This window comes from Brachybacterium sp. Z12 (genome assembly GCF_014400405.1).
GTDB lineage: Bacteria > Actinomycetota > Actinomycetes > Actinomycetales > Dermabacteraceae > Brachybacterium.
The window spans coordinates 1,996,304-2,018,396 of sequence record NZ_CP060496.1 but is presented as its reverse complement, the minus strand read 5'-3'; the positions used below and the strand labels follow the sequence as shown (position 1 = coordinate 2,018,396).

General features: G+C 69.8%; 25 protein-coding genes, 1 tRNA gene and 3 pseudogenes. 15 read left to right on the top strand and 14 right to left on the bottom strand.

The genetic code is table 11. The features are described from left to right. Positions 1-51 precede the first annotated feature (51 nt). From H3H54_RS10700 to H3H54_RS10680, 5 genes are all read left to right on the top strand, one after another. Positions 52-124: transfer RNA gene (locus tag H3H54_RS10700), tRNA-Ala, on the top strand. Between the two features lie 1,085 nt (positions 125-1,209). Beyond that, positions 1,210-1,656, top strand: coding sequence for an extracellular solute-binding protein (locus tag H3H54_RS18945; protein ID WP_316249211.1), 447 nt, complete (start codon positions 1,210-1,212; stop codon positions 1,654-1,656). A 217-nt stretch (positions 1,657-1,873) separates the two neighbouring features. Beyond that, a complete protein-coding gene (locus H3H54_RS10690) occupies positions 1,874-2,767 on the top strand; it encodes a carbohydrate ABC transporter permease (RefSeq protein ID WP_395962630.1) in 894 nt (297 codons plus the stop codon). Positions 2,768-2,779: 12 nt separating this feature from the next. After that, positions 2,780-3,688 (top strand): carbohydrate ABC transporter permease, encoded by a 909-nt coding sequence (locus tag H3H54_RS10685; RefSeq protein WP_262426459.1) that lies wholly within the window; start codon positions 2,780-2,782, stop codon positions 3,686-3,688. A gap of 14 nt (positions 3,689-3,702) precedes the next feature. Then, positions 3,703-4,737 carry a LacI family DNA-binding transcriptional regulator gene (locus tag H3H54_RS10680; protein ID WP_262423881.1) on the top strand — a complete coding sequence of 345 codons (1,035 nt, stop codon included), beginning with the start codon at positions 3,703-3,705 and terminating at the stop codon, positions 4,735-4,737. A 58-nt stretch (positions 4,738-4,795) separates the two neighbouring features. Here the strand turns inward: H3H54_RS10680 and H3H54_RS10675 are convergent, their stop codons facing one another. Then, entirely contained in the window at positions 4,796-5,188 is a 393-nt protein-coding gene (locus H3H54_RS10675; RefSeq protein WP_262423880.1) for a MarR family winged helix-turn-helix transcriptional regulator, read from the bottom strand. A 107-nt stretch (positions 5,189-5,295) separates the two neighbouring features. Between H3H54_RS10675 and H3H54_RS10670 the strand changes: the two genes are divergently transcribed. Further along, complete coding sequence (locus H3H54_RS10670) at positions 5,296-6,132, top strand: alpha/beta fold hydrolase (RefSeq protein WP_262423879.1); 837 nt, start codon at positions 5,296-5,298, stop codon at positions 6,130-6,132. An 18-nt stretch (positions 6,133-6,150) separates the two neighbouring features. Here the strand turns inward: H3H54_RS10670 and H3H54_RS10665 are convergent, their stop codons facing one another. The 6 genes and pseudogenes from H3H54_RS10665 to H3H54_RS18935 all read right to left on the bottom strand — a co-directional run bounded on the left by H3H54_RS10665 (position 6,151) and on the right by H3H54_RS18935 (position 10,710). Then, positions 6,151-7,716: an ATP-binding cassette domain-containing protein gene (locus H3H54_RS10665; protein WP_262423878.1), complete on the bottom strand. Its 1,566-nt coding sequence runs from the start codon at positions 7,714-7,716 to the stop codon at positions 6,151-6,153. Next, on the bottom strand, positions 7,713-8,483 hold the full coding sequence (locus H3H54_RS10660) for an ABC transporter permease (RefSeq protein ID WP_262423877.1): 771 nt from the start codon (positions 8,481-8,483) through the stop codon (positions 7,713-7,715). The genes H3H54_RS10665 and H3H54_RS10660 overlap by 4 nt, the downstream gene beginning before the upstream one ends. Before the next feature lie 93 nt (positions 8,484-8,576). Next, positions 8,577-9,239 (bottom strand): annotated as a pseudogene (gene modA, locus H3H54_RS10655) (molybdate ABC transporter substrate-binding protein); the annotation flags it as partial. Further along, on the bottom strand, positions 9,236-9,658 hold the full coding sequence (locus H3H54_RS10650; protein WP_262423876.1) for a molybdopterin-binding protein: 423 nt from the start codon (positions 9,656-9,658) through the stop codon (positions 9,236-9,238). The gene H3H54_RS10650 and the pseudogene modA, both read right to left, overlap by 4 nt. 39 nt (positions 9,659-9,697) lie before the next feature. Further along, entirely contained in the window at positions 9,698-10,051 is a 354-nt protein-coding gene (locus tag H3H54_RS18940) for a putative sulfate exporter family transporter (protein WP_316249011.1), read from the bottom strand. Positions 10,052-10,059: 8 nt separating this feature from the next. Further along, positions 10,060-10,710 (bottom strand): putative sulfate exporter family transporter, encoded by a 651-nt coding sequence (locus H3H54_RS18935; protein WP_316249010.1) that lies wholly within the window; start codon positions 10,708-10,710, stop codon positions 10,060-10,062. A 71-nt stretch (positions 10,711-10,781) separates the two neighbouring features. Between H3H54_RS18935 and H3H54_RS10640 the strand changes: the two genes are divergently transcribed. The 5 genes from H3H54_RS10640 (at position 10,782) to H3H54_RS10620 (ending at position 13,572) form a co-directional block, all read left to right on the top strand. Beyond that, positions 10,782-11,690 carry a LysR family transcriptional regulator gene (locus H3H54_RS10640; RefSeq protein WP_262423875.1) on the top strand — a complete coding sequence of 303 codons (909 nt, stop codon included), beginning with the start codon at positions 10,782-10,784 and terminating at the stop codon, positions 11,688-11,690. A gap of 21 nt (positions 11,691-11,711) precedes the next feature. Further along, positions 11,712-12,062: a cupin domain-containing protein gene (locus tag H3H54_RS10635; protein ID WP_262423874.1), complete on the top strand. Its 351-nt coding sequence runs from the start codon at positions 11,712-11,714 to the stop codon at positions 12,060-12,062. A gap of 47 nt (positions 12,063-12,109) precedes the next feature. Further along, positions 12,110-13,117 carry an NYN domain-containing protein gene (locus H3H54_RS10630; RefSeq protein ID WP_262423873.1) on the top strand — a complete coding sequence of 336 codons (1,008 nt, stop codon included), beginning with the start codon at positions 12,110-12,112 and terminating at the stop codon, positions 13,115-13,117. Positions 13,118-13,198: 81 nt separating this feature from the next. After that, the gene (locus H3H54_RS10625; RefSeq protein ID WP_262423872.1) at positions 13,199-13,378 is read left to right on the top strand and encodes a hypothetical protein; all 180 of its coding nucleotides are present in this window, start codon (positions 13,199-13,201) and stop codon (positions 13,376-13,378) included. Then, entirely contained in the window at positions 13,342-13,572 is a 231-nt protein-coding gene (locus H3H54_RS10620; RefSeq protein ID WP_316249210.1) for a DoxX family protein, read from the top strand. The genes H3H54_RS10625 and H3H54_RS10620 overlap by 37 nt, the downstream gene beginning before the upstream one ends. Here H3H54_RS10620 and H3H54_RS10615 read toward each other — a convergent pair. Next, entirely contained in the window at positions 13,560-13,787 is a 228-nt protein-coding gene (locus tag H3H54_RS10615) for an SMP-30/gluconolactonase/LRE family protein (protein ID WP_262426457.1), read from the bottom strand. The genes H3H54_RS10620 and H3H54_RS10615 overlap by 13 nt on opposite strands. A gap of 203 nt (positions 13,788-13,990) precedes the next feature. Next, positions 13,991-14,503 (bottom strand): annotated as a pseudogene (locus H3H54_RS10610) (SMP-30/gluconolactonase/LRE family protein); the annotation flags it as partial. Between the two features lie 215 nt (positions 14,504-14,718). Here H3H54_RS10610 and H3H54_RS10605 point away from each other — a divergent pair. The 4 genes and pseudogenes from H3H54_RS10605 (at position 14,719) to H3H54_RS10590 (ending at position 20,182) form a co-directional block, all read left to right on the top strand. Further along, complete coding sequence (locus H3H54_RS10605; protein WP_262423871.1) at positions 14,719-16,371, top strand: ABC transporter substrate-binding protein; 1,653 nt, start codon at positions 14,719-14,721, stop codon at positions 16,369-16,371. A gap of 114 nt (positions 16,372-16,485) precedes the next feature. Continuing rightward, the gene (locus H3H54_RS10600; RefSeq protein ID WP_395962623.1) at positions 16,486-17,454 is read left to right on the top strand and encodes an ABC transporter permease; all 969 of its coding nucleotides are present in this window, start codon (positions 16,486-16,488) and stop codon (positions 17,452-17,454) included. 1 nt (position 17,455) lies between these two features. Next, the gene (locus H3H54_RS10595; protein WP_262423870.1) at positions 17,456-18,487 is read left to right on the top strand and encodes an ABC transporter permease; all 1,032 of its coding nucleotides are present in this window, start codon (positions 17,456-17,458) and stop codon (positions 18,485-18,487) included. Then, positions 18,484-20,182, top strand: a pseudogene (locus H3H54_RS10590) (ABC transporter ATP-binding protein). The gene H3H54_RS10595 and the pseudogene H3H54_RS10590 overlap by 4 nt, the downstream one beginning before the upstream one ends. A gap of 6 nt (positions 20,183-20,188) precedes the next feature. Here the strand turns inward: H3H54_RS10590 and H3H54_RS10585 are convergent. Genes H3H54_RS10585 through H3H54_RS10565 form a run of 5 tightly spaced genes read right to left on the bottom strand, consistent with a single transcriptional unit; the run spans position 20,189 to position 22,051 of the window. Further along, complete coding sequence (locus H3H54_RS10585; RefSeq protein ID WP_262423869.1) at positions 20,189-20,854, bottom strand: (deoxy)nucleoside triphosphate pyrophosphohydrolase; 666 nt, start codon at positions 20,852-20,854, stop codon at positions 20,189-20,191. 40 nt (positions 20,855-20,894) lie between these two features. Continuing rightward, the gene (locus H3H54_RS10580; protein WP_262423868.1) at positions 20,895-21,020 is read right to left on the bottom strand and encodes a hypothetical protein; all 126 of its coding nucleotides are present in this window, start codon (positions 21,018-21,020) and stop codon (positions 20,895-20,897) included. Then, positions 21,017-21,325, bottom strand: coding sequence for a hypothetical protein (locus H3H54_RS10575; protein ID WP_262423867.1), 309 nt, complete (start codon positions 21,323-21,325; stop codon positions 21,017-21,019). Before H3H54_RS10575 ends, H3H54_RS10580 begins: the two co-directional genes overlap by 4 nt. Then, entirely contained in the window at positions 21,322-21,705 is a 384-nt protein-coding gene (locus H3H54_RS10570; protein WP_262423866.1) for a hypothetical protein, read from the bottom strand. Before H3H54_RS10570 ends, H3H54_RS10575 begins: the two co-directional genes overlap by 4 nt. Then, entirely contained in the window at positions 21,623-22,051 is a 429-nt protein-coding gene (locus H3H54_RS10565; protein ID WP_262423865.1) for a hypothetical protein, read from the bottom strand. Before H3H54_RS10565 ends, H3H54_RS10570 begins: the two co-directional genes overlap by 83 nt. Positions 22,052-22,093: the final 42 nt, after the last annotated feature.

Genomic DNA, 22,093 nt, shown 5'->3' with positions numbered 1-22,093 from the left:
GGTCAGGAGCGGGGTAATATCGACGAGTCGCCTGCGGGCGGCACCCGATGAGGGGCTATGGCGCAGTTGGTAGCGCGCTTCCATGGCATGGAAGAGGTCCGGGGTTCGAATCCCCGTAGCTCCACTCGAGAAACCGTGAGACAGTGACTCGTCAGAAGGGCCCCACCGGCTGGTGGGGCCCTTCTGCTGTCCGGGGAGGGCCGGGGCAAAGGCGCCGTTCGTGAACCCTGCCGGGGCTGGCAGGGCGAGACCGTATCGAGACCTACGGAACTGACGTGCTGGTGTACTGTGGCGAACATCCCTTCTGAGAGCGCTCTCAGAACTAGCCCTTGAAGAGAGCGCTCTCAGATCCACATCGCAGCAAAAGAACGAAGGAGTTCACCATGAAGATCACGCGCAGGTCAGCCCTGGCAGCCTCGGCCGCGACCGCCGCCACCGCCGCGATCGCGGGATGCGGGAGCAGCTCCGGCGGAGGCGGAGGCGGAGAGGGTGACGACGTCTCGCTGACCGTCGCCACCTTCAACGAATTCGGCTACGAGGAGCTCTTCGCGAAGTACGAGGAAGAGAACCCCGGCGTCAAGATCACGCATAAGAAAGCCGCAACCAGCGATGATGCCCGAGCGAACCTCATGACCGGGCTCGCCGCCGGTTCGGGCCTGGGGGATGTCGAGGGTGTCGAGGTCGGCTGGTGGGCCGAGCTCGCCGAGTACTCGGACATCTTTGAGGACCTCGCCGATCCGTCGGTCGAGGGCCGCTGGCTCGACTGGAAGGTCGACGCCGCCACGATCGACGGCAAGCTCATCGGCTACGGCACCGACATCGGCCCCGAGGCTCTCGCTTACCGCGGGGACCTCCTCGGCAAGAGCGAGCTGCCCAGCGACCGCACCGAGCTCGCGGAGAAGCTCGCCGGTGACTGGCGCACCTACTTCGAGGCTGGTCGGCAGTTCGTCGAGGACACCGGCATCCCGTGGTTCGACGGTGCCGGCGGCACCTACAACGGCATGGTCCAGCAGCTCACCCACCCCTACGAGACGGCCGACGGCACCCCCGTCCCGCTCGCGGAGAACACCGACGTCAAGGCCATCTACGACCTCCTGGTGGAGTTCGCGGACGTCTCCGCCGGGTTCAAGCAGTGGGAGGAGGACTGGACCGCCGCGTTCCAGTCCGACGGCTTCGCCACCATGCTCTGCCCGCCCTGGATGATGGGCCCTGCTGGCAGGCAACGCCGACGGCGTCGAGGGCTGGGACATCGCCGATGTCTTCCCCGGCGGCGGAGGGAACTGGGGCGGCTCCTACCTGGCCGTCCCCTCCCAGGGCGAGAACATCGAGGCGGCGAAGAAGCTCGCTGCGTGGCTCACCGCGCCCGAGCAGCAGGTCGTCGCGTTCCAGGCCGTCGGGGCCTTCCCCAGCCAGGTCGACGCCCTCGCCGACGAAGGCGTGACCAGCGACGTCAACGAGTTCTTCAACGACGCCCCCGTCGGCGAGATCTACTCCGAGCGCGCCACCGCGATCGACGTGCAGCCGTTCATGGGGCCGAACTTCTTCGTCATCAACACGGTCGTGTCCGATGCCATCACCCGTTGGGACGTCGACGGCATGGACCCCGCGGAGTCCTGGGAGCAGGCGCTGACCGCCTACGACGAGCTGGGTCTCTGACCCAGCCCATCCGCTGACCGCATGCGACGGGCGGCGGCTCGCTCCCGCAGGAGCCGCCGCCCGTCGTGAGGTCCTGCCGAAAGGAACCCGGTGACCACTTCGATCCGCCCGACCCCCGGCCCGAGGCGAGCCCCGGCTCGTCCGGCCCACACCCGACTCGGGCCCCGCGCCGCGCCGTCCGCGGCCCGCCTGGCGCACTGCCCTGACGCGCCTGGACATGCGGTTCACGCCGTTCCTGTTCATCAGCCCGTTCTTCGTGCTGTTCATCATCACCGGGCTGTTCCCCATCCTGTACACCGCATGGGTGTCGCTGCACGACTGGGACCTGATCCGTGGTCAGGGCGACTTCGTGGGCCTGGCGAACTTCGAATTCGTGCTCGGCACCGACAGCTTCTACAAGGCGCTGCGCAACACCTTCTCGATCTTCATCCTGTCCTCCGTGCCGCAGGTGATCGCTGCGATCCTCATCGCGTACGTGCTCGATGCGAACCTGCGCGCGAAGACGTTCTGGCGCATGGGCGTGCTGGTGCCGTTCGTCGTCGCGCCCGTCGCCGTCTCGCTGATCTTCGCGAAGATCTTCGCCGACAGCTCCGGCATCGTGAATGGTGCGCTGACCGCGATCAACCTGCCCGCCGTCGGCTGGCACTCGGACGCGCTCGCCTCGCATGTCGCGATCGCCACCATGGTGAACTTCCGCTGGACCGGGTACAACGCCCTGATCTTCCTGGCCGCCATGCAGGCGGTCCCGCGCGAGATCTATGAGGCCGCGATCATCGACGGCACCGGGCGGATGAAGCGGTTCTGGCACGTCACCGTGCCGATGCTGCGCCCCACCATCGTGTTCGTCGTCATCACCTCCACCATCGGTGGCCTGCAGATCTTCGACGAGCCCCGCATGTTCGACACCGGTGGCCAGGGCGGCGCCTCACGCCAGTGGATGACGATGACGATGTACCTCTACGAGCTCGGCTGGGGGCCGCAGGTCGCCTTCGGACGCGCCTCGGCCGTGGCCTGGCTGCTGTTCCTCATCATCCTCGCCTTCGGCATCCTCAACTTCTTCATCACTCGCCGCATCGCGAATGCCGGCGGCCCCGCCAAGAGCTCGCGGTAAGGAGCAATGACCATGCAATCGACCGCTGCCATCGAACAGTTCGCCGGCAAGGGCGCGGCCCGAGCCGCGCGCCGTCGCCTCAAGGGCGGGGGAGGTGCCGACGCTCGCCCCCACTGGTGGAACTACGTCCTCCTCGGCATCGTCCTGGCGATCTCGTTCTTCCCGCTCTACTACGCGCTGCTGCTGGCCTCCTCCGACGCAGGCTCCATCGCCCGCAACCCGCTGCCCTCCCTGCTGCCGCAGGGGAACCTGCTGTCGAATATGCGCGAGGTGATCGCCTCCGACATCAATTTCTGGTCGGCGATGCTCAACTCGGTCTTCGTGGCGACGGTGACCTCGCTGTCGGTCGTGTTCTTCGCGACCCTGGCCGGGTTCGCCTTCTCCAAACTGCGCTTCCGAGGGCGTCGGGGCCTGCTGGTCTTCGTCATCGCCACCATGGCGGTGCCGGTGCAGCTCGGCGTGATCCCGCTGTTCATCATCATGGCGAAGATCGGCTGGGTCGGAGACCTCAAGGCCGTCATCATCCCCGGCCTGGTCACCGCCTTCGGCGTGTTCTGGATGACCCAGTACCTCGAGGACGCCCTGCCCTTCGAACTCATCGAGGCGGCTCGGGTGGACGGCTGCAGCCTCATGCGCACCTACTGGCATGTCGCGCTGCCCGCGGCCCGGGGCGCCGGTGCGATGCTGTTCCTGTTCACCTTCGTGGGATCGTGGACCAACTTCTTCTGGCCCTTCATCATCCTGCGCGGCGACAGCCTCACCCTCCCGGTGGCGCTGCAGCAGCTGCAGGCCTCCTACTTCAAGGACTACTCATTGATCATGTCCGGTGTGGTGATCTCCGTGATCCCGCTGCTGCTGCTGTTCCTCCTGGCCGGCCGGCAGCTGGTCCAGGGCATCATGCAGGGCGCGGTCAAGGGCTGAGGGGAGACACGGGCATGGGCAAACTCGACGAGCTCGACAGCTCCGGGCCCCTCGGCCGGGGCGCCACCCTGGAGGACGTGGCCCACGTGGCCGGGGTCTCCCGTGCCACCGTCTCCCGCGTGGTGCGCGGGGACGTGCAGGTGCGCCGGGACAAGGTCGCGAAGGTCGAACAGGCGGTGCGAGAACTGGGTTATGTGCCGAACAACGCGGCACGCAGCCTCGCCAGCCGGCAGACCGGCGCTGTCGCGCTGATCGTGCCCGAGCACGAGTCGCGGGTGTTCACCGATCCCTTCTTCGTCAGCGCCATCTCCGGGGTGACCGCCGGGCTGGACGTGAGCGACAAGCAGCTGCTGCTGGTCCTCTCCAGCCCGGAGGACCATGCCCGCACCCGCCGCTTCCTGCGGGGCGGGCACGCCGACGGCCTGCTGGTGGTCTCGCACCACGAGGGGGACCTCTCGGTCGAGCTGCTCCAGGAAGCCGCGGTGCCCGTGGTGTTCATCGGGCGCCCGCCGGAGGGGCTCCCGGCACCCTTCGTGGATCTCGACAACATCGCGGGCGGGCGTCTTGCCGCCCGGCATCTCATCGAACGAGGACGGCGCCGGATCGCGATGGTCTGCGGTCCCCAGGACATGCCGGCGGCGGTCGACCGTCGGGAAGGGTTCGAGAAGGAGCTGGCCGACGCAGGGATCGAGCCTGCTTGGCTGTCCTTCGGGGACTTCACCCTCGCCTCAGGCGAAAGGGAGACCTCAGCGCTGCTGGAGTCCGGGACCCGCTTCGACGCCCTCTTCGCCAGCAGCGACCTGATGGCACTGGGGGCGCTGAAGAAGCTCGAGGGGCAGGGCATGCGGGTGCCGGAGGATGTCGCGGTGATCGGCTTCGACGACATCGCCTCCGCCGCCGATGACACCATCTCGCTGACCACCGTGATCAACCCCGGCCGTCATCTCGCCGAGCTCGGCGCGACGATGCTGCTGGACCTGATCGCCGGCCGGGACGTCGAGCAGCAGGTCGTGCTGTGCCCGGAGCTGGCGGTGCGCTCGACCACCTGAGAGTCCGCGCCGGGTGCGGCCTGCGTCCCTCTCCTGCGTGGGCCGGATCATGCGGTCGTCACGGGGTGGTGCCCTTCTCGACCTCGATCAGCGCGAGCTCCATGTGGTGCAGCACCCGCAGGGTCGCGGTCAGCTCGGAGCCGGTGAGATCCCCGCCGACGCGGCGGAGCAGGGCCTGCTCCCTCGCGGTCACGGCATCGATGGCGCGCCCGCCCTCCGGGGTCAGACGCACCAGGTGGGAGCGCCGATGCGCCGGATTCTCCACCAGCTCCACCTGCCCGTGCGCGAGCGCGTCGTCCACCATCCGCTGGGTGAACTGGCGGCTCAGCTCCTGGGCGCGGGCGAGCTGTGGGACGGTGCGGTCCCCGCCGCGCCGCAGCTGGTCCAGCACGTTGCGCACCCCGACCGAGAGGCCGCTGAGCTCCTCGTCGTGCGCCACGATGCGGGCCACGCGACGATATACCGGCCCGAGTGCGACGTAGACCTCGCCGAGGCGCTCGGCGAGCTGATCCGGGGGAGGGGTTCCGTCATGGACAGAAGTCTGACACCTTGGGTGTCATGATGGTGACGACGCAGTTCCTCGACCTCCCCGACCAGCGGATCGCCTATGTCGACTCCGGACCTTCCGAAGGGAGGGTTCTGGTGCTCCTCCACGGCGGCGCGCTGGACAAGCGCAGCTGGGGCCCTCAGCTCTCCGCCTTCCCCGGCCATCGCGTCCTCACCGTGGACGCCCGGGGCCACGGCGAGTCCTCCGACGCCGAAGCCCCCTACCGCCTCGCCGACGACGTCGTCGCCCTCCTGGACTCCCTCCAGATCGCTCGGGCGGTGCCGATCGGCCTCTCCATGGGAGGCGGGACGGCGGTTGATCTCGCGCTCGAGCACCCGGAGCGGATCGAGGCGCTCGTCGTGGCGGGTACCGGTTCCAGCGAGCCCGTGTTCACCGACCCCTGGGCGCTGCAGAACTTCGCGGACTGGAGCGCGGCCGAGCAGGGAGGGGACCCCGAGGTCTGGATCGACGTGCTGCAGCGATTCACCGCCGGCCCGCGACGGTCGCTCGAGGACGTCACCCCGGGCGTGCGGCAGCTGATCGACACGATGGCGCGCGACACGCTCGCGCACCACCTGCGGCTCGGCCCAGATGGTGTCCCGTTGCCGCCCGTGCCGCCGACCGCGGTCGAGGACACCTGGGCACGACTGCCGCAGATCGATGTGCCTGTGCTCGCGATCGCCGGTGAGCTCGACGGCGATGATCATCGCCGGATGGGCCGGCGCCTGGCGGACTCCGTGAGCGGCGGGGCCCGCTATGTCGAGATCGCCGGAGCCGCCCACTACCCGAACCTCGAGAACCCCGCCGCCTTCGACACGGAAGTGAGCGTGCTGCTCAGCGAGCTCTGAGCTTCCCCTCTTCTACGATCAGCCCGTGCAGCTCCGCGAGCTCTCGGACGTCGAAGCTCGCGCTGTCCAGTGCGGGAAGGATGGCGTGCCGGAAAGCTGGATAGGTTCCCGGCACCGCGGCGCCGCGGTCCCGCAGCACTCGCCGCGCGTACTCATCGCACAGGAAGGCGGGACGGCCGAAGCAGTACAGCGAGATCGCATCGGCCGTCTCCTGGCCGACGCCCTCGATCCCGAGCAGCTCGGCGCGCAGGATCGTGTCGTCCAATGCGTCCGCCCCGTCGGCGCGCTCGGTCCACCAGCAGGCGAGGGCCTGGACCCGGCGCGGCTTGGTCCGGGGAAGCCCGCAGGACGCACCAGCTCGCGGACGGTCTCCTCATCGGCCGCCGCGAGGGGTGCGGGAGCGAGCAGCCCTGCCGCGCGCAGCGCCGAGATCGCCGCAGCGGCCTGCTCCCAGCGGCTGCGCTGGACCAGCATCGCGGCCACGGCGATCTCGAAGGGCTCCTCGCCGGGCCACCACCAGCCCTGCGGGCCGTGCCGGGCACGCAGCTCGCGCTGCAGAGCGCGCAGATCGATCATGCCGAGTAGGTTGTCACAGTCTCGGGGGAACCTCCAGAAGCACCCGTGCACCGGGCTCGAGATGGCGCGCGGCGACCTCCTGGGGCGGGATATCCGCGGCGATGTCCTCGGTGCGCACCCGCACCAAGTCGCCGCTGGGGAGAGGGACCGCACGGTGCGGGGGAGACCGGCGGCATCGGCCAGGCGCACCTGCGAGGGGCGGAAGGCGACGTTCACCTCGGCCCCGGCAGGCAGGTCCGTATGGACGGCCAGCCGCGTCCCATCGGGCAGAACGACGGCGCCCCCGTCCCATCGTCCGGTGACCAGGTTCAGTCCGGCGAAGCGGGCGGAGAACGCGGTGCGGGGCCGGCTGAGCACCTCGTCGGTCGGGCCGTGCTCCATCAGGCGGCCGTTCTCGAGCACGGCGATGCGGTCGGCGAGGGTGAGCGCATCGAGCACGTCATGGGTGACGATGACCGCGGTGCGACCGGTCAGGAAGCGACTCAGCTGCTCCCGCAGCGCAGGGGCGACATCGATGTCGAGCGAGGCCATCGGCTCATCCAACAGCAGCAGTCGCGGATCCGCCGCCAGGGCGCGGGCGACCGCCACCCGCTGCGCCTGCCCTCCGGAGAGCGAAGCGGGCCGACGGTCCGCGAGCTCGGGGATGCCCAGCTCGGTGAGCCAGCGCTCGGCGTCCTGACGGGCCCGCGATCGGGGCACGCCCTGGGCGCGCAGCCCGAACATGATGTTCGCCCGCGCCGTGAGATGCGGGAACAGCACCGGGTCCTGGGAGAGGGTCGTGACCTTCCGTAGATGCGGCGGGACCCAGCGGCGCCCGGTGCCGGTGAGCACCTCGCCGCTCACCCGGACCTCCGACCCCGCGGGGCGGAGCGCACCGGAGATCAGCGACAGTACTGTCGACTTCCCGGCCCCGTTGGGGCCGATCAGGGCGAGGGTCTCGCCGTCGGCGACCGTGAGCTCGAGGTTGACCCGGCGCTCGGGCACGACGGCCCGCACCGCGAGGCTCATGCCGGCACCCTGCGCCGGGCGATGGCGATCACCAGGACCGCGACGATCATCAGCACGAAGGACAGGGCTACAGCGGCTTCCGGGTCGCTCTCCCGCTGCAGGTAGATCTCCAGCGGGAGCGTGCGGGTGGTGCCCTGGAGGGAGCCGGCGAAGGTGATCGTGGCGCCGAACTCGCCGAGCGCCCGAGCGAAGGAGAGCACGGTGCCGGAGAGCAGCGCCGGCATCACCAGCGGCAGCGTCACCTGCAGCAGCACACGGGATGGTCGCGCGCCGAGAGAGGCCGCCGCCACCTCGTAGCGGGTGCCGGCGGTGCGCAGCGCTCCCTCGAGGCTGAGCACCAGGAAGGGCAGAGCCACGAAGGTCTGCGCGAGCACCACCGCCGTGGTGGAGAAGGCGATCTGGAGGCCCAGCACCTCGAAGTGCCTACCCAGCAGGCCCTGTCGGCCGAAGGTGTGCAGCAGCGCGATGCCACCCACCACCGGCGGCAGCACCAGGGGGATGAGCACCAGCGAGCGCAGGAGCGTCAGGCCGCGGAACTCGGAGCGGGCCAGCAGCAGCGACATCGGCACGCCGAACAGCACGCAGAGCGCCGCGCTGGTCGCCGAGGTCTGCAGGCTCAGTCGGAGCGCGGCGAGCGAGGACTCGCTGCTGACCAGCTCTCCGAAGTTCTCCCACCGCACCTGCAGGGCCATCGACACCAGCGGCAGGAGGACGAACAGCCCGCCGAAAAGGGCCGGGATCAGCATCCAGCGGGGCAGGGTGCTCATGGCGCGGTGAACCCGTATTCCTCGAGGACGGCCTGCCCGCTCGCCCCGGACGAGGTCCACGAACTCCTGGCCGAGCTCGGCGTTCTCCGCGTCCTTCACCGTGGTGATCGGGTAGCGGTTCACCGCACTGGCGGCCTCAGGGAAGGCGATGCCCTCCACGGAGTCCCCGGCGCGGAGGACATCGGTGACGTAGACCAGGCCCGCATCGGCCTCGGCGCTGGTGATCTTGTGCAGGACGTCGGTGACGGACTGCTCCTCGCTGACCGGCGCGAGCTCGAGGCCCGCGGCCTCCTGGACGGTCGCGGTCGCTGCGCCGCACGGGACCTGGGGCGCGCAGACGACGAGGTTCAGGTTGTCAGCGGTGAGGGAGGAGAGGTCGGAGACCTCAGCGGGGTTGCCCGCCGGGACCGCGATCATCAGCGTGTTGCTGGTGAAGTCCACGGGAGCGGCGCTGTGGAGACCTGCGTCGACGAGCGTGTCCATGGTCGAGGTGTCCGCGGAGGCGAAGACGTCTGCCGGGGCGCCCTGCCGGATCTGTTCGACCAGGGTGGAGGAGCCTGCGAGATTGAACTGCACCTCGACCCCCTCATGCTGCGCCTCGAACTGCTCGCCGAGCTCCTCGAAGGGTTCCTGCAGGGAGGCGGCGGCGAAGACCTGCAGCGTGAGGGACTCCTCGGTGCTGTCGGTGCTCGCGCAGCCGGCGGCCAGCACGATGACGCCTGCGGCCGCGGCAGCCAGCCGGGCCCGGTGCTTCATGCGGGCTCCCCTTCCCTGGACGGGTCGGGCTCCGCCTCGATCACGACCTGGGTGGCCTTGACGACGGCGCTGGCGACCTTGCCGGGGGCCAGTCCCAGTTCGCGTGCGGCCTCGCTGCTCATCAGGGACACCACGCGGAAGGGCCCGCACTGCAGCTCGACCTGCGCCATCACGGTGTCCATCACCACATGCGTCACCAGACCTACGAAGCGGTTGCGCGCGGAGGAACCGGTGGCCCCGGGGACCTCCGGGGTGACCGCCAGCTCGCGGGCGAGCCGGGCGACCTCGGTGCCCTCGAGCACCTTGCGTCCCGCGCCGTCGCTGCCCGCCTCGAGTGCTCCCCGGTCGATCCAGCGGCGGACAGTGTCTTCGCTGACGCCGAGGAAGAGCGCTGCATCCCGAACCCGCAATTGCGTCATGATTGCGATGATACAGGCGCATATGCGGGAGAGTCCGGGTCAGGTGGCGAGGAGGACTCCGCCGAGAGCGAGGGAGGCGACCAGCAGCGTCGACAGCGCTGCGAGCGCGAAGGGCCGCGGCCCCACCTGCAGCAGCCGGCGCACCCTTACACCCGTCCCGAGCGCGAACATCGCGGCCGCGAGCAGGCCCGTCTGCAGCATCGCCCCGATCTCCAGGACCGGCGCGGGCAGCGGGGCGACGGAGCGCAGCACCACCATCGCCAGGAAGCCGAGCACGAACAGCGGCACCAGGGGAGGCCGCTTCCCCTCGGCCATGCCCTCGCGGCGCTGCTGCAGGCTCAGCGTCGCCATCACCGGCGCGAGCATCAGCACTCGAGCGAGCTTGACGATCACCGCGAGCGTCAGCGCCGTCCCGCCGAGCGCACCCCGGCGGCGACCACCTGCGCGACCTCATGGATCGACGCGCCGGCCCAGAGGCCGGCCGCTTCAGGGCTCAGCTGGAGCAGGGCGGCGACGGCCGGGACCGCGGCGATCATCAGCGTTCCGCACAGCACCACCAGCGCGATCGCGGTGACCGTGCGCTCCTCGTGCTCCTCCTCGGGGTCGGTCACCCCAGCCGCAGCGGCCACCGCGGCGGCCCCGCAGATCGAGAAGCCGCAGGCCACCAGGATCGTCAGCCCCTTCTCGACGCCGAGCAGGCGACCGATCGCGACGGTGCCGAGGATCCCGACGGTGACCACTACGACCACCACGGCGAGCATCGGTGCCCCCAGGGCGAGCAGATCTCCGAGCGCCACCTGCAGACCCAGCAGCACGATGCCCGCACGCAGCAGCTTCTTGGCCGTGAACTGCGTGCCCGCGATGAGCGCGGGCGGGAGCACGGTCAGGTTCGCGACCATCACCCCCACCACGATCGCGATCACCAGGGCGCTGATGCCCGGCAGTACCTGCGAGGCCAGCATCGACACCGCCGCCACGCCCAGTGCGAGCGCGATGCCCGGCCAGGGCGAGGTGTGCTGGGCCGGGGGAGCAGAAGGTGCGATGACGGACATGAGCTGTACCGTCCCATCCGGCGCGGCCGGCGACTAGACAGCAGTTCGAGAGCACGGCATATGATTCTGATATGCCCGCTGCCCTCCCGAACCTGCAAGCCCTCGCCCTGTTCGTCGCCGTCGTCGACGAGGGAGGCCTCGGCGCAGGCGCACGGCGTCTCGGCATGCACCAGCCCAACGCCAGCCGCATGATCGCCCAGCTCGAAGCGCAGGCGGGCACAGCACTGCTGGACCGTGACCCGCGCGGCTCACGCCCCACCTCCGCCGGGCTCCTCTACGCCGCCCATGCCCGCGAGCTGCTCGAGGCCGCCGAGGAGTTCACCGCCTGGCTCCAGCACAGCCGCGACGAGGACGCGCGCGAGCTGAAGGTCGGGGTGAGCATGACGATCGCGGAACATCTGATGCCCGCCTGGCTCACGGAGATGCGACGCACCAGCGCCCGGGTGCGGGTGGACCTCGAGGTGCTGAACTCCACCCAGGTGCTGGCCGGAATCCACGACGGACACCTCCAGGTCGGCTTCGTCGAGACGCCGCACGTCCCGCGCGGGGTCCATGCCCTGACCCTGCGGGAGGACGAGCTGGTGGCGGTCGTCGCCCCCGAGCACCCCTGGGCACAGCGCACAGAGCCGCTCGAGCTCACCGAGCTCGCCTCGACCCCGCTGGTGGTGCGTGAGGGTGGATCCGGCACCCGGGACGCCTTCGAGGAGCTGGTGCCCGCGGCCTCCCGCACCCCACCGGTCCAGGAGCTGGGCAGCAACGCCGCGGTGCGGATCGCGGTCGCCTCAGGGGCGGGCCCCGCCGTGCTCAGCATGCTCGCGGTGCGCGCCCCGCTCGAGGCCGGCCAGCTGCACCGGGTCCCGATCGCCGGGCAGCGCCTGCGCCGACCGCTGACCGCGGTGTGGAGGGGCCCGCGCAGGCTCAGCGGACCAGCAGCGGACCTGGTCGCAGCCGCCACCTCACGCGTGCACCCCGAGCGCTGAGAACAGCGGGTACGTTCGGGTATGCCGATCCTCACCAACACTGCCGCGCAGCCCGACGAGCCCGCCCGCGGTGCCGTCTGGTCCATCGCCGAGCCTGACCGCGAGCTCGACTCCAACCTGATCCGGCTGCCCGCGGGGGACTCCATCCCGGCGCACACCGGGGCGGAGGTCGACACGTTGATCCATGTGGTGAGTGGCCACGGGGTGCTGGTCACGGACGCGGGCGAGGAGCCGCTGCGCCCGGGTGACCTCGCGCTGCTGCCCCGCCGCACGGTGCGCGGATTCCGTGCGGGCGAGGACGGGCTGGAGTACCTCACCGTGCATCGTCGGCGGCAGTCGCTGCAGATCGGCGGTCGGGCGCAGGCCGGCTGAACGGCCAGAGGTCGTCAGCACCGCCGCCGACCAGGCACACTGGAGGCATGGCAGAGTCCCAAGATCCCCGCGTCGCCGTCTACCTCGACTTCGACAACATCGTCATGTCCTGGTACGACCGAGTGCACGGGCGGCAGGCCTACAGCCGCGACCGCCTGCGCATCATGGAGGACCCCACCGAGCCGGAGATCGCGGAGCGTCTGGCCAAGGCCACGGTCGACGTCGGTGCGGTCATCGACTACGCCGCCTCCTTCGGCTCCCTCATGCTCACCCGCGCCTACGCGGATTGGTCCTCGCCCGTCAATGCCATCTACCGCAGCCAGCTGGTGGCCCGCGCCGTGGACCTCGTGCAGCTGTTCCCCGCCGCCGCCTACGCGAAGAACGGCGCGGACATCCGGCTCGCGGTCGACACCGTCGAGGACCTCTACCTGATGCCCGACCTCACGCATGTGGTGATCGTCGCCGGAGACTCCGACTACGTCCCCCTCGCCCAGCGCTGCCGCCGCCTGGGCCGCTACGTGATCGCGATGGGCGTGGCCGGGTCCACCGCGAAGTCCCTCGCCGCGGCCTGCGACGAGTTCGAGTCCTACGAGAACCTGCCAGGCGTCGAGCAGCCCGCGGCGCCGCAGAGGACCCGCTCCCGCCGGGCGTCCAGCGGCGCCGTCCAGAACTCCGGCGACAGCGAGAGCAGCGGCGGCGGGGGCGGGCGCACCCGGTCCCGGCGCTCCGCCGACGCCGATGCCAAGGCGCGCGCGGCTGACCGCGCTGCGGAGGAGGCCGCCGAGGCGGCGGAGGACGCCGAGGATGAGGAGACCGCCGAGGATCCCCGGGAGGCGGCGACCCGCCTCCTCCAGCGCGCACTCCAGCTGGGCGATCGTGGGGACAGCGAATGGTTGCACGCCTCCGCGGTGAAGTCCCACATGCGCCGCATGGACCCCTCCTTCAGCGAGAAGGCGATCGGCTTCAAGTCCTTCAACGACTTCCTCAAGGGCAACGCCGAGATCGCCGAGCTCTCCGAGAGCGGCCACGAGCGCCTGGTCCGCGCTAAGGACTGACCTGATACCAGAACCGCGATCGTGTGACAGGGAGCACGCCGACGGGCGATACTGGTAGACCCCGTCGAAGGAGTCGCATCGATGAACATGCTGCTGTGGATCCTGGCCTTCGCGCTCGCCGCGGTCTTCGCCGGTTCGGGGGCCGTGAAGCTCATCAGCACCCGTGACCAGCAGATCGACCGGACCCCCTATGTCGAGGATTTCCCGCAGAACGTGATCCGGGGATCGGCGCCCTGGAGATCCTCGGAGCGCTCGGCCTGATCATCCCCGCGCTGACCGGCGTCGCCACGATCCTGGTCCCGATGGCCGCCGCAGGCCTGGCGATCACCATGGTCTTCGCGGCGCTCGTGCACATCCGCCGCGGTGACGGCACCCGGGCCGCGCTGCCCTCGATCGTGCTCGCCATCTGCTCGGTGGTGGTCACCTGGTCCCGCTTCGGTCCCTACCCGCTCTGACCACGGAGCCTCGAGCTGCTCGCATCGCAGGTGGCAGTGCGGATCCGGTACAGGCTCGTGGTCGCGACGATGTAGAGGGTGGACCCGTCCTCGCCGCCGAAGCAGAGGTTGCCCACCTTCTCGGGGACGGGCAGGTCCAGCAGCCGCTCACCGGTCGGGGCGAAGACCTGCACGCCTGACAGGCTCGAGCTCCAGATCCGGCCCCCGACGTCCACCCGGATCCCATCGGGCAGCCCGGGGAGACGTCAGTGAGCGGGCGACCGTTCTTCGCGTGCCTGCCCTCGATCACGTCATACACGTGGATCGCGTGACCGCGGGGCCGAGCGCTCGTATCCGCCTGCCGGTCCGCGGGGCTCAGCGAGGAGTCCGCGACGTACAGCAGCGACTCGTCGGGGGAGAAGGCGAGACCGTTGGGCGCCTCGACGTCGATCACGACCGGGGTGAGGGTGCCGGTGCTCTCGTCGTACCGGAACACATAGCGGTCGCCGTATTCCTCCTGCCCAGCATGCCCCTCCTCAGGGCGCTTGATCCCGTAGGAGGGGTCGGTGAACCAGATCGCGCCGTCGGACGCGACCACCACATCATTGGGGGAGTTCAGACGGTGCTCGCCGAAGCGGTCCACCACCGTGGTGGGGCGGTGCTGGTCCCCGGGGCCGACAGCGGTGTCGCGCTGCACCGCGCGGCGACCGTGGGAGCACTCCACGACGTTCCCCTCCAGATCGAGGGTGCGGCCGTTGGTGAACTCGACGCCCTCGGAGAACACGGTGAGCTCACCGGTCTCCTCCGAGAACTCGAGGATCCGGTCGGAGGGGATGTCGCTGAAGCGCACAGCACGGCGGCGGGGCAGCCAGACCGGGCCTTCGGCCCAGGTCGCGCCAGTGGCGACCTGCTCGAGCGCGGCATCGGGAGCGAGCAGAGGAGAGATGGTCATGCCTCGGAGACTAAGCCAGAGTCGCGGCCCGGTGTGACGCTCAGCAGTGATCACATTTCCATCACCATGCATCGTCATGCCCGCCTGGAAGTGCAGCGAGCGCTGTCCGGGACTAGTGTGCGGGACACCACCCGGTGTGTCGCCTCACATGCGATGCCCGGTTCCCACGCTGCCGTGGCACCCCGCGGCACGTCACGTTCCTCTGGAGGACCCCCATGTTCGATGCCGCCTTCACCCCCAAGCGCCGTGCTGTGCTGCTCTCGATGGCCGGGGTCCCGGTCCTCCTCACCGCCTGCGCGGAGACCACCGACGGCGGCGGCGGGGGCGGCGGAGGAGGTGGCGGCGGCGGCGATGAAGGCGCACTCACGGTCGGCACCACCGACAAGGTCACCGCGCTCGACCCCGCGGCCGCCTACGACAACGGCTCCTCGACCGTATGGACACAGGTCTTCGGATACCTCCTGAACACCTCGATCGGCTCCGAGGACGGCGTGCCCGAGCCCGACCTGGCCGAGTCCGCCGAGTTCACCAGCGAGAACGTCTACACCGTCACCCTCCAGGAAGGGCTCACCTTCGCCAACGGGAACGAGCTGACCAGCGAGGACGTCAAGCACACCTTCGACCGCCAGCTGGCGATCGCGGACCCCAACGGACCCTCGAGCCTGCTGGGGAACCTCGAATCGGTCGAGGTCATCGACGATCTCACCGTCGAGTTCCACCTCAAGGAGCCCAACGACCAGACCTTCCCCTACGTGCTGTGCAGCCCGGTGGGCCCGATCGTCGATGCCGAGGTGTTCCCGGCCGATGAGATCCTCCCGGACGCCGAGATCGTCGACGGAGCAGCGTTCTCCGGTCCGTACAAGATCACCAGCTGGAAGATCAACGAGCTGGTCACCTTCGAGGCCGCCGACGGCTACAAGGGGCTCTTCGGCACGCCTGCCACCGCGAACGTGTCGATGTCCTACTACGCCGACCAGAACAACATGAAGCTCGATATCCAGCAGGGCAACATCGACTGCGTGTGGCGTTCGCTGTCCGCGACCGACATCGCCGACCTCGAGAGCGACGACGCGGTCGCCGTGCATGAGGGCCCCGGCGGCGAGATCCGCTACATCGTGTTCAACTTCAACACCAACCCCCACGGAGAGTCCACCGAAGAGCCGGACGCCGACAAGGCCCGGGCCGTGCGCCAGGCGGTCGCGGACCTGCTGGACCGCCAGGCGATCGCGACCTCGGTCTACAACGACACCTACACCCCGCTGTACTCCTATATCCCCGAGGGCCTGCCCGGCTCCGGCACCCAGTTCCAGGACATGTACGGCGACGGCTCCGGCGGCCCGGACCCGGACCGTGCCCGCACGCGGCTCGAGGACGCCGGGGTCGAGATCCCCGTGAGCCTGTCCCTGCAGTACAACCCCGACCACTACGGCAACTCCTCCGGCGACGAGTACGCCGCGGTGAAGAACCAGCTGGAGGCCGACGAGCTGTTCGAGGTCGATCTGAAGTCCACCGAATGGGTGCAGTACTCCGACGACCGCGTCAACGACGTGTACCCCGCCTACCAGCTCGGCTGGTTCCCGGACTACTCGGATGCGGACAACTACCTCTCGCCGTTCTTCGTCACCGAGAACTTCCTGGCCAACCACTTCTCGAGCCCCGAGGTGGACGAGCTGATCGCGAAGCAGCGCGGCACCCAGGATCCGGATGAGCGGGAGGCGCTGTTCGTCGAGATCCAGGACCTCGTCGCCGAGGAGATCTCGACCCTGCCGCTGCTGCAGGGCGCACAGATCGCGGTGTCGACCACCGAGGTCCAGGGAGTGACCCTCGATTCCTCCTTCAAGTTCCGCCTGTCCCCGCTGTCGAAGTGACCGCGCAGCTCGACGACGACCTCCAGGCCCAGCCGGCCCCCGACCGGAGCGCAAGCGCTCCGCGGGGGCCTCGGCCGGTACATCCTGGTCCGCTTCCTCCTCATCATCCCCACCGTGTTCATCCTGATGACCGTGGTGTTCTTCCTGATGAGGATCACCGGCGACCCGATCACCGCAGCGCTCGGCGGTCGCCTCACCCCCGCAGAGCTCGCCGCGCGGCGGGCCGAGGCCGGCTACGACCGACCGCTGATCGTCCAATACTTCGACTACCTCGGCGGGGTGCTGAGCGGTGACTTCGGCACCACCTACACCGACCGCACCCCGGTCACCGAGATCCTCACCACCTACGGTGCGGCGACCTTCGAGCTCGTCGCCTACTCGGTGGTGGTCGCGCTGCTCCTCGGCGTGCCGCTGGGCATGATCGCGGCCCGCACCCGCGACCGCTGGCCCGATGCGGTGCTGCGCATCGTCGCGATCCTCGGCTACGCCACCCCGGTGTTCTTCGTAGGTCTGCTGCTGAAGCTCGTGTTCTCGGTGGGTCTGGGCTGGCTGCCGGTGGCCGGGAGGATCTCCACCCGTGGCGAGATCACGATGAGCACGATCCTGAACCCCTCTCCGTTCTACCTGCTGGACGCGCTCCGGCTGGGGAACATGCAGCTGCTGAGCGATGTGGTCACCCACGCGATCCTGCCGGCGGTGGCGCTGGGCATCCTCACCGGCGGCATCTTCCTGCGCCTGGTGCGCACGAACATGATCGGCACCCTGGAGATGCAGTACATCGAGTCGGCCCGCTCCCGCGGGGTTCCCGAGTCCCGGCTCACCGCACGCCACGCGCTGCGGCCCGCACTGATCCCGATCGTCACCGTGATGGGCATGCAGATCGCGATGATGCTCGGCGGCGCCGTGCTCACCGAGACCACCTTCGAGTGGAACGGACTGGGCTACATGCTCGCCCAGTACATGAAGGCGCGCGACTACGTGGCCGTGCAGGGCATCGTCATGATGCTCGCGGTGATCGTCGCACTGTCAAACTTCGTGGTCGACGTAATCGCCGCCCTCATCGACCCCAGAGTGAGGTACTGAGATGACGCTCTCGAACCCTGTGCCCCCGGGCGAGGAGAGTACGGCCGATACGGACCTGGCCGCCGAGGCGGCGACCGTCGCCGCCGGCGCCGGCTCGCCCTGGTACCTCCGCCTGCCGATCCTCAGCCACCTGCGCCGCAGCGTCGGCCTCCAGCGAGGAATGCTGGTCACCGGCCTGGTGCTGGTGCTCGGTCTGCTGATCACGGCGCTGCTGGCACCGCTGCTGGCGCCCTACGGCTTCGCTGCCACCTCGGCGGACGGCACCGCCTTCGGCACCCAGCAGCCGCCGTCGGCCGCGCACCCGCTGGGCACCACCGTGACCGGCTTCGATGTGCTCTCCCGCGTGATCTGGGGGACGCGCACCGCCGTGGCCGTGATGGTCTGCGCGGTCGCAGCCTCCCTCTTCCTGGGAGTGGCCCTGGGCCTGCTGTCCGGCTACGTGGGCGGCTGGCTGGATCGCGTGCTGGTGATGCTCGCCGACGCGATCTACGCCTTCCCCCCCCTGCTGCTGGCGATCGTGATGTCGATCGTCATCTCGGGCGGGCAGTCCAACGCCTGGGGCGGCATCCTCGCCGCCGCGCTGTCCATCACCGTGGTGTTCATCCCGCAGTACTTCCGGGTGATCCGCGCGGAGGTGGTGCGGCTGAAGGCCGAACCGTTCGTGGAGGCCGCGAAAGTGGTGGGCACCGGGCATCGGCGCATCATGGGCACCCACCTGCTGCGCAACGCCACCCGCACCCTTCCGCTGATCTTCACCCTCAACGCCTCGGAATCGATACTCACCCTCGCGGCCCTGGGCTTCCTCGGCTTCGGCATCGAACCCACCAGCGCCGCAGAGTGGGGCTACGACCTCAACCGGGCGATGTCCGATGCCACCAGCGGGATCTGGTGGACCGGCCTGTTCCCCGGCCTGGCTATCGTGCTCGCCGTCCTCGGGGTGACCCTGGTCGGCGAATCTGTGAACGACCTCAACGATCCCCGCCTGCGCACCCGTCGCAAGCGCCGTCGCAGCGAGAAGAAGGTGGCGGCATGACCGACACGACGACCCCTGCCCGGCTCGAGATCCGCGACCTCGACATCCACTTCGCGACCGACGCGGGTGACGTCCACGCGGTCGACGGGGTGAGCCTCACGGTGCAGCCCGGGGAGATCCTCGCGATCGTCGGCGAATCCGGCTCCGGGAAGTCCGTCACCGCCCGCTCGATCCTGGGACTGCTGCCGGACACCGCCGAGGCCACCGGCGCGGTGCTGATCTCCGGGCGCCGACGTGGTGGCGCTGAGCGGTCCGCGGCTGCGCGCCCTGCGCGGCGAAGACGTCTCGATGATCTTCCAGGAGCCCTCGAGCGCCCTGAACCCGGTCTTCCCCATCTGGTGGCAGATCGGCGAGGGGCTGCGGGCGCACCGCCCGAAGATGACGCGCAAGGAGATCCGCGCCGAGGCGGTCTCCGCGCTCGAGGCGGTCGGGATCCCGGACGCCGCCGAGCGCATCGACCGCTACCCGCACGAGTTCTCCGGCGGGCAGAAGCAGCGCATCATGATCGCCATGGCGCTCGCTCTGGGCGCCGAGCTCATCGTCGCCGATGAGCCCACCACCGCCCTCGACGTCACCGTGCAGGCAGAGATCCTCGATCTGCTGCGCGACGTGCGCGACCGCTTCGACACCTCGCTCATCGTCATCACCCACAACATGGGCGTGGTCGCCGATCTCGCCGATTCCGTGGCCGTGATGTACCGCGGCCGGATCATCGAGCGGGCCGGGGTGAAGGAGCTGTTCGCCGAGCCCCGCGAGGAGTACACGAAGAAGCTGCTGGCTGCGGTGCCGCACCTGGGACGGCGCTCGGCCTGGACCGCGCTGAGCGAGGAACAGCAGCAGGAGATCGAGGAGGCCCCACCGGTGGTCGTCGCCGAGGACCTCGTCATCGAATACCCGGGCCGTCTCGGCAAGCCCGCCTTCCGTGCGGTCAAGGGCGTGGATTTCACGATCCGCGCAGGCCAGGTGTACGGCCTGGTGGGGGAGTCCGGCTCGGGGAAGACCACCATCGGGCGGGCCATCGCGGGGCTCGAACGCACCACCGGCGGCAGCCTGCAGGTGCTCGGGCATGAGATGAACGGGGTGCGGGAGAAGGCGTTCAAGCCCGTGCGCCGACGCATCGGCTTCGTGTTCCAGGATCCTGCGACCTCCTTCAACCCGCACCTGACCATCCAGGAGTGCATCGCTGAACCGTTGATCGTGCACGAGAAGGCGCTGTCTGCGGGTCAGCGGGAGCAGAAGGTGCGCTCGCTGCTGGAGGCGGTGGAGCTGCCGGGCGACTACGCCCGTCGCTACCCGCACGAGCTCTCCGGCGGGCAGCGCCAGCGGATCTCCCTCGCCCGGGCGCTGGTGCTCGAGCCCGAGCTGCTGATCGCGGACGAGCCCACCAGTGCACTGGACGTCTCGGTCCAGGCGACGGTGCTGGAGCTCTTCCGCGAGCTGCAGCAGCGGCTGGGCTTCGCGGCCCTGTTCATCAGCCATGACCTGGCGGTGGTGGACTCGCTCGCCCACCGCATCGGCGTGCTGTTCCGCGGTGATCTGGTCGAGGACGGCCATGGCCCGGATGTGCTGCAGCGGCCACAGCATGACTACACACGCAAGCTCATCGCCTCGCTGCCCGTCCCCGATCCGGCCGAGCAGGCGAAGCGGCGCGCGGCCTTTGCACGGGAGTGGGGCAGCGGCGCGGCGGCGTCGTGACCACTGTCAGCGGGTGAATCGGGGGCTCGCGCCCGCGAGGATCTCCTGGACGATGGGGATATCCGGCTCGGCCCACTCGCGGTCGGCGAGCCTCGCGGGCTCCGCCCACTCCAGCCGGTCGTGGTCGGTGCTGGTGGTGGGGGCGGGCCCCGTCGGCCGTGCCCAGTAGCAGTCCAGGTGCAGTTCGCGCTCACCGGCGCTGCCGAGTCCGCGGCCGATCAGCCAGCCCACCTCGACCTCGATGTCGAGCTCCTCGTGCAGCTCGCGGATCAGGGCGTGCTGGGGCGACTCTCCGGGTTCGATCTTCCCGCCGGGGAACTCCCAGAGGCCGGCTGCTCGGGTGCCCGGTCCGCGGCGGGCCGCGAGGATCCGCTCACCGTCGATGAGGACCGCCCCGACCACTCGCAGCGGGGCCGGCGGGGGCGGGATGGTCTCGTCAGTGCGGCTGTCCCATATCTCCTCGCCCTCCTCGGCGAAGCCGACGTCATCGGGCTCCCACTGGTGCTCACAGGCCTGGCACTCGCGCTCAGGCCCGAGGCCCGTGCAGCCCTCCCAGCGCACCCAGGCGGGGGAGGTCTCCATCGCCTCGAACAAGGGCATGCCGATGATGTGGTGGAGCACCTGGTCGCTGCCGCAGCGGGGGCAGGTGCCACGCACCCAGTGGATCGTCATAGGCCCATTCTCGCCGAAGGGTGTGACGAGCGGCCGGGGCTCAGGACCAGATGACCGGCAGGTCCGGATCGGCCATGTCGACGCTCGGCACCGAGATGCCGCCTCCGATGATGAGTTCGCAGCCGCCGGTCTGGCCGTCCTTGGTGCACTCGAACTCGGTGTTCACGGCGCCGACCGACTCGCCGCGCACGAAGGTGGGCTCGTCGTACCCGGGGTGGCCTCCATGGTGTCGATGTTCCGCTGGCTCTCCTCGGCGAGCGTGCGGGTCACCGTTCCTTCCACCGCGGTCCACCCGTCGCTGCTGGTGCCGGTGGCGGGCACAGCCGCCATGCCGCATCCGACCTGCAGGGTCTTCTCCGCGATGCAGGCATCCACGGCCGTCTGCACGGCCCCGCGGAAGGTGGTCAGACCCTCCTCGGTGAGGGCGGGCTCGGGCCACTCGACCCTGTCGTCCGGGCGGAGGATGATCATCGGATCCGTGCTGCTCGGCGCAAAGGTCTCCAGGCCGAAGGCGATCTCGTAGGCACCGGGGAGCAGATGGAAGTCGGTGCCCTCGGCGACCTCGGTGCCGTTGAGCGTGGCACCCAGTCCCGCGAAGTTGGCGGGCAGATAGTTGTATCCCCGTTGGGCGTCAACGTGTGGACGTCGTCGCCGTCGTAGTCCTCGACGGTGAACTCGGCCGTGGCCGCCTGGTCGCCCACGGTGTAGTCGACGTTCACGGTGCCGGCCCTGCCGGACTCCTCCATGACGGGTGCGGCGATGACGACCTCACCGACGGGGGCGGCGGCCAGCGCGGCGTCGTACACCTCGACGGGCAGGTACTCGGCGCCGGCGACGTCGAGCGGGGGCATCAGCTCGATGATGCGGTCGCTGAGTCACCGGCCTCCAGTGCTGCCATGTAGTCGGTGACCAGTTGCGTGGCCTGCTCCTCGGGGAGAGCGCCGCGATGTCGGAATCGGTGCCCGCGCCGCTCTCGCCACCGCCGCCGCGCACCGCGAAGACGATGATCAGGGCGATCACCAGCAGGATCGCGAGGAGGCAGCCACCACCGGCGATCAGGCCGATGATCAGGCCGGTCTTCTTCTTCGGCGCCGGGGGCTGTCCCTGCTGTCCATAGGGCGAGGACGGCATCTGCTGCTGCCAGTCAGGCAGCTGTGCGCCGCTCTGCTGCCCGTTCGGCGTTCCGGGTGCGGTCACGGTGCTTCCCCTCGTCGGTCCTGGTCATTGGGGGAAACGATA